The 6,305-nt window shown below is 49.7% G+C and carries 6 protein-coding genes; 2 read left to right on the forward strand and 4 right to left on the reverse strand.

Annotation, left to right across the window (positions count from 1 at the left end; genetic code table 11):
* Nucleotides 1-29 precede the first annotated feature (29 nt).
* From Q0231_RS15535 to Q0231_RS15550, 4 genes are all read right to left on the reverse strand, one after another.
* Nucleotides 30-1,154 (reverse strand): ABC transporter ATP-binding protein, encoded by a 1,125-nt coding sequence (locus tag Q0231_RS15535; RefSeq protein WP_269392361.1) that lies wholly within the window; start codon nucleotides 1,152-1,154, stop codon nucleotides 30-32.
* A 4-nt stretch (nucleotides 1,155-1,158) separates the two neighbouring features.
* Entirely contained in the window at nucleotides 1,159-2,055 is an 897-nt protein-coding gene (locus tag Q0231_RS15540; protein ID WP_269392819.1) for a carbohydrate ABC transporter permease, read from the reverse strand.
* A 7-nt stretch (nucleotides 2,056-2,062) separates the two neighbouring features.
* Complete coding sequence (locus tag Q0231_RS15545) at nucleotides 2,063-2,935, reverse strand: sugar ABC transporter permease (RefSeq protein WP_269392362.1); 873 nt, start codon at nucleotides 2,933-2,935, stop codon at nucleotides 2,063-2,065.
* A 71-nt stretch (nucleotides 2,936-3,006) separates the two neighbouring features.
* Nucleotides 3,007-4,251, reverse strand: coding sequence for an ABC transporter substrate-binding protein (locus tag Q0231_RS15550; protein ID WP_269392363.1), 1,245 nt, complete (start codon nucleotides 4,249-4,251; stop codon nucleotides 3,007-3,009).
* A gap of 227 nt (nucleotides 4,252-4,478) precedes the next feature.
* Here Q0231_RS15550 and Q0231_RS15555 point away from each other — a divergent pair, with 227 nt between their 5' ends.
* Both Q0231_RS15555 and Q0231_RS15560 read left to right on the forward strand, forming a co-directional pair.
* Nucleotides 4,479-5,216, forward strand: coding sequence for a response regulator transcription factor (locus Q0231_RS15555; RefSeq protein ID WP_269392364.1), 738 nt, complete (start codon nucleotides 4,479-4,481; stop codon nucleotides 5,214-5,216).
* Nucleotides 5,209-6,305 (forward strand): hypothetical protein (locus Q0231_RS15560; RefSeq protein ID WP_299348967.1); only part of this gene is annotated, 1,097 nt, incomplete at its 3' end. The genes Q0231_RS15555 and Q0231_RS15560, both read left to right, overlap by 8 nt.

Raw genomic sequence — 6,305 nt, forward strand, 5'->3', positions numbered from 1 at the left:
CCATACGTCTTGGGAGATGACGTTTGGTTTTAGGCTATGCGCGCACCACTTTCGGGTTCAAACACTGACGCTTTGGACAAGTCAAAGGCAAGTGATGCATTTTGACCTGCGACAACTTCAGCGTCAGCCCGCAAACGGGCAGTGACTTGTTTGCCACCCAAGCTTGTCACCACGAATGTATCGGACCCGGCGGGTTCGACCACATCAATGTGACAATCTGCAAGCTGACCATTTTGCGCAACGATGGAAAGTGGATCCGTGATATTTTCGGGTCGAAGTCCCAAAATCACTTCTTTTGCGCCACTTCCATTCATGCCCGCGATTTCGCGGTCAAAACTAAGGGTCAGGTATTCGCCACCCGTTCGAGCAATGGAAATCTTGGTCCCGTCACCTGAAGAGGTAGCTTGTGCGGGAATGAGGTTCATAGAAGGTGACCCCATAAAATCCGCAACAAACATATTTGCCGGATGATTGTAGATTTCATTCGGGGTGCCAACTTGTTGGATTACACCATCTTTCATGACCACGATCTTTGTAGCCAATGTCATAGCTTCGATTTGATCGTGCGTCACATAGACAATGGATGCGCCAAGTGTTTGGTGCAAACGTTTGATTTCTGTACGCATTTCGACACGCAGCTTGGCATCCAAGTTCGACAATGGTTCATCAAACAAGAACAGCTGCGGATCACGGACTAGTGCCCGGCCCATCGCAACCCGCTGGCGTTGACCACCTGAAAGTTGTGAGGGTTTGCGATCGAGCAAATGATCGATTTGCAAAAGCCCGGCAACCTCAGCAAGCTTTGCTTGTTGCTCTTCTTCTGGAATGCCGCGCACTTTCATCCCGAAGGTGATGTTTTTGCCAACCGTCATGGTTGGATAAAGTGCGTAGGACTGAAACACCATTGCGATGTCGCGGTCTTTTGGCGAAACGCCGATCATCGAGCGCCCACCGATGTTGATATCGCCCGCAGTCGACTCTTCAAGTCCAGCAATGCAGTTCAACAGTGTTGATTTACCGCAACCCGAGGGGCCGACCAAAACCAAGAATTCGCCTGGTTCGATGGAGACATTGATGTTTTTTAAGATTTTGACCGTGCCGTATGCTTTATCGAGATTCTCGATCGACAAAATCTGTTGTGTGGTTTCTGTCATCTGATTATCCCTTCACAGAACCGGCGGTTAAACCGCGGATAAAATATTTTCCGGCAACGACGTACACAAAGAGTGTTGGTAGGGCAGCAATGATGGCTGCGGCCATGTCGACGTTGTATTCTTTGACGCCAGTTGTTGAGTTCACGATGTTGTTCAGCGCTACGGTAATTGGTTGCGTGCCTGCTTGGCTAAATGACACACCGAAAAGGAAATCATTCCAAATTTGGGTGAACTGCCAAATGACCGTCACAACAATAATCGGTGGCGAGATCGGCAGGAAGATCGAGAAAAAGATCCTAAAGAACCCTGCCCCATCAACTTTTGCAGCCTTCACCAACTCTTGTGGCACAGTGACGTAATAGTTTCGGAAGAACAAAGTTGTGAACCCGATACCATAGACCACGTGAACAAACACAAGGCCGCCGATTGTGCCAGCAATCTTGAGCACACCGAGGGTCATCGCCATTGGCAAAATCACCACTTGGAAGGGAATGAAGCAGCCAAACAACATGAGCGCGAACAACACGTTGGAGCCCTTAAAGCGCCATTGAGCGAGCACATAACCGTTTACTGCACCCAACAAAGTGGACAAAAAGACAGCTGGAACAGACAAGAGCACAGAGTTCCAGAAAAAGGGGCGCAAGCCTTCACATTGAATGCCCGTACATGCGCTGGACCAAGCAGTGGCCCAGGACGAGAAATCTAGTTCTCGGGGAAGCGAAAGCAAAGAACCTGTGCGGATTTCATCAAGACTTTTCAATGAGGTTGTGACCATCACAAAAAGTGGCATCAGATAATAAAGTGCGAACACGATAAGCAAGGCGTATAGACCAAACCGCAAAGCGATACGTTGGGCAAGTCTAACGCGCGCGGCGCTTTTTTCTGACTGAGCGTTATTCATCGACATATCAGTCATGGCGTGGTCTCAGTTCTGAATAGAGATATGGAACGATGATCGCAGTAACAATGATCATCATGACTGTGGCTGAAGATGCAGCTTGGCCAATATCGCCGCGAGAGAACGCCATGGCATACATGAATGTTGCCGGCATATCGGTAGCATAGCCCGGCCCACCGCCTGTTAGAGCAATAACTAGATCGAAGCTCTTAATAGCGAGGTGAGACAAAACGATAAAAGCGGATAGGAAAATCGGAGCCATCGACGGAATGATGATGCTCATATAGATGCGTGGTGTGGAAACACCATCCACCATTGCGGCACGGATGACTTCGTTATCTACTGAGCGCAACCCTGCCAGGAAGAGTGCCATGACAAAACCAGACGACTGCCAAACCCCGGCGATCACGATCGTGTAAATCGCTAGTTTTGGATCAACGAGCCAATTGAAGGCGAAGTCAGTCCAACCCAAATCATGCATGACAGATTCAATGCCAAGGCCTGGGTTCAAAATCCACTTCCATGCGGTACCTGTAACAATGAAGCTGAGCGCCATTGGATACAGATAAATGGTGCGTAAGGGGCCTTCAGTGCGGATCTTTTGATCCAGCAAAATGGCCAGCGCCAAACCAATAACAGTGGCGAAAAGGATGAACAAAATGCCGAAAATGGCAAGATTTGTTAGCGCGACCTCAAAACGTGGCGAGTCAGCTAGCCGTTCATATTGGATGGTGCCTTTGAGGTCGTATTTTGGCAAAAGCTTTGAACGGGTGAAGGACACATAAGCGGTCCATCCGATAAACCCATAAACAAAGACGAAAATTGCTATGAAGCTTGGGGCTAGCACCATCTTGGGCACGTGTTTTTCAAGCCATTCGGTCATTAGATTGCTCCAAGAGACCATCCACGCGACACTTAGAAGTCGCGTGGATGAGCGGTTTGTTGTGAACTAGATTACAGTGAGTTTGCCACTGCTTGGGCCAATGCTGCAACTGCGTCTTCTGAACTCATATCTGAGTTGAAGTGTGCTGTAACAACATCAGTGATCGCACCAGCTTGTGCACCACGGATCGCCATGCCGTGCGCATAGCTTGGTAGCAAGAAACCTTGATCAATCGCTGTGTTCAAATCTGCATTTGACTGGCGACCACAGAATTCAAACTCATCCATAGAAACGTCCAAACGCGCTGGAACAGAACCTTTGTTCAAGTTGAAGACTTTTTGGAAGTTGCCGCCCATAACCAATTTAGCAAGCAATTTTTGGCCCGCTACAGCGTCATCGCCATCAACATTGAAGAACGCAAAGCTGTCTACGTTGTAAAGGTATGCACCGCCAGAAGGAGAAGTACATGTGAAGTCTTTGCCCGGCACTTTGCCCGCTGCAATGAATTCACCTTTTGCCCAGTCGCCCATGATTTGGAAAGCGGCTTCGCCATTGATGACCATTGCTGTTGCAAGGTTCCAATCGCGACCTGAGAAGTTGTCGTCAACATAGCCGCGCATTGTGCGCATCTGGTCAAAAACAGCTTTCATTTGGTCAGATTTTAGCGTGTCCATATCAAGCTCAACGAAAGCCTTACGGAAGAATTCTGGTCCACCAAGACCAACTGCAACAGCTTCAAACACAGTTGCATCTTGCCAGGCTTGACCACCGTGGGCCAATGGCGTGATGCCCATGCCTTTAAGCTTTTCAGCTGCTGCGTTGAACTCATCCCAAGTTGTTGGGGCGTCAATGCCTGCGTCAGCTAGGACCTTTGAGTTGCCCCAAATCCAGTCGATCCGGTGCACGTTTACAGGTGCAGCACAATATGCGCCATCGCATTTCATATGATCCGCGATTGCTGCTGGTAGGAGTTCATCCCATCCCTCAGCTTTAGCGACGTCATCGATATTGCCGATTGCGCCTTCTTCGTACCATTCTTGAATTGAAGGGCCTTTGAGCTGCACTGCAGTGGGTGCGTTGCCTGAAAGAACACGTGCACGCAATGCTGTCATTGCAGCATCGCCACCGCCACCAGCAACTGGCATGTCAGTCCAAACACCGCCATTTGCCGCGAATTCGTCCTTCAACACTTTAACAGAAGCGGCTTCGCCGCCTGAAGTCCACCAGTGAAGCACTTCGGCTTTTGGCTCAGCCATTGCAGCTGTTGCTGTCAAGCTAAGTGCCAAAGCACTGGTCAAAAGAACTGATTTTTTCATTACATTCCCCTCCCGAGAGAAATTGAATTGTACTCCGCCAACCCCTGTCAGCGAAGTTGAAATGAAAAGAGAATTATCCAGGACAAAGTGCAATAAGGATTCGTACACACCTTGGGCCAGATCAGCTAATATTCAACCCAAATGTTACGCCCTGTTACATTGGGGCTTGGCTTGTTACAGTTTGTTACTCAATATCTGCGCAAATCGCGTAACACCCGGGAGCATACATGGCTATTCGCCGCATTCTTGTAATTGATGACGATCCTGATGTGTGCGCTATGCTCAAGCAATACCTCACGCGGGAAGGCTATGCTGTGGAGAGCGCGCACACCACCCAAGCTGCAATGAGTATCGTTGCACAACGTCGCGTCGATTTGGTTTTCCTTGACGTCATGCTAGGTGAGGAATCTGGATTTGATGTATGCAAAAAGCTGCGCGCGGACAATGCTGTGCCGATCATATTTTTGTCTGCCCTTTCAGCCGATCACCATCGCCTCACGGGATACCAAATGGGTGGGGACGACTATATCGCGAAACCGTTCAATCCCGGGCTTTTGCTCGCACGTGTGCGGGCTGTTTTTAGGCGCACCCACCGCGCCTCGTCGCTCGCTTACCGGCGAGACGCTAGAACCTATCGGTTTGAAAAGTGGACGTTTCACGGTGACCGTGAGGAGTTGATTGGATCGGATGGGGTGGAAACTATTCTCTCAAAGCGCGAAACAGCCCTGCTGAAGGTGTTGCTTGCCAACCCACAAATTCCTTTGACCAGAGAAGAGATTGCCAGCGCATTAAATGGGGAAGAAACTGAAAACAAAGAGCTGGACGCTCAACAAAGCAGGGCAATTGATGTGTTGGTGGGGCGACTGCGCCAAAAGATTGAGGTGAGTGCAAAAGCGCCCAAGTTGATCAAAACAATGCGGGGCACGGGGTATCAACTCTGCTGTGCAGTAAACGCTGATGATTGAAGAGCGGTGCACGCAAACGAATTGGTCGAGTTGGCTGTTTTCGGCAACAACAATATCGATCACCATGTTGGGTTTTGCGTTTGTCTGCGGGCTAACATCAGCACTTATGTGGGAGCGGTCCAATAGCTCTTGGCAAACACATTTGGATCGCGCGTTCAATGCGGGTGTCGCATTGTTCGGCACGGTGTCCGAACTGCGCTCACAACCTAGCAGACCAGTTGATTCAGACATTTTCGTTTATCAAATTTCCCAGCCCAAACGAATAACCAGTGAAAATGTCACCCAGTTGTATTTTGGTGTGCCATCTAATGCGGTTTATGAAACCAGCTTGACGCTGCACCCCCCCAGTGCGGCAATCACGTCGGCTGGTGATCGCATTGCAGTTCGCGTCTACTCGCCGCAATTCCGCTATTCTGTGGCGTCCATCCAAACCACAAACAACGGCCTCGCCTTTCAGTTTGGCGAGCTGTCACGCGGCATTGCAAAGCTTTGCTCAGACGCAACAATGTTTGTCGAGCTGGATCAGGACAGCTGGCTGAGGGTAAACGCGCCCGTAATTTGGTCTTGCAGCGCACGGCCCTCAGATTTGCGGCTTCCCGCCTTGTTGTTGGCCGGACTGACACTAGGAATTCTATTCAGTGTTGCGAATGGCTTTTCGCAGATGTTGGAACGCTTGGCAGCGGACGTAAGAAAGGCCGCCACAAGCGGCTCCATCGAAGAAATCCCAGAGCGAGGCGCAAACGAGGTCAAAAGCCTTGCCAACCAAACCACAAATGCCACCGAGGAAATCAGCAGTTTGATTAGTAGTATCCAAACGGAAATTGTTGGCGCCGTAGATGGCGCTGAACGCATTGACAATGTAATCAAGCAATTCGATGACATTTCATCTGGCATTTCTGCTGCCGTTGAAGAACAAGGGGCCGCCACGCAGGAAATTAGCCGAACAGTTGGGCAAACAGCAGAAGTTTGTGCCAGTGTGGCAACACAGGTTGAAACCGTATCACTTGCCTTACAAGAAACCAATCAGGTTATGGGCGAAGTGGTTGCTGGCACTAATAGAATTGACGATCAAAGCTCAAAAGTTAGCCA

This window comes from uncultured Maritalea sp. (assembly GCF_937139385.1).
GTDB classification, from domain to species: domain Bacteria; phylum Pseudomonadota; class Alphaproteobacteria; order Rhizobiales; family Devosiaceae; genus Maritalea; species Maritalea porphyrae_A.

Bases quoted from the DNA above. Each gene is read 5' to 3' on its own strand.
- Q0231_RS15535 (WP_269392361.1), bottom strand. From the start codon at position 1,154: ATGACAGAAACCACACAACAGATTTTGTCGATCGAGAATCTCGATAAA.
- Q0231_RS15540 (WP_269392819.1), bottom strand. From the start codon at position 2,055: ATGAATAACGCTCAGTCAGAAAAAAGCGCCGCGCGCGTTAGACTTGCC.
- Q0231_RS15545 (WP_269392362.1), bottom strand. From the start codon at position 2,935: ATGACCGAATGGCTTGAAAAACACGTGCCCAAGATGGTGCTAGCCCCA.
- Q0231_RS15550 (WP_269392363.1), bottom strand. From the start codon at position 4,251: ATGAAAAAATCAGTTCTTTTGACCAGTGCTTTGGCACTTAGCTTGACA.
- Q0231_RS15555 (WP_269392364.1), top strand. From the start codon at position 4,479: ATGGCTATTCGCCGCATTCTTGTAATTGATGACGATCCTGATGTGTGC.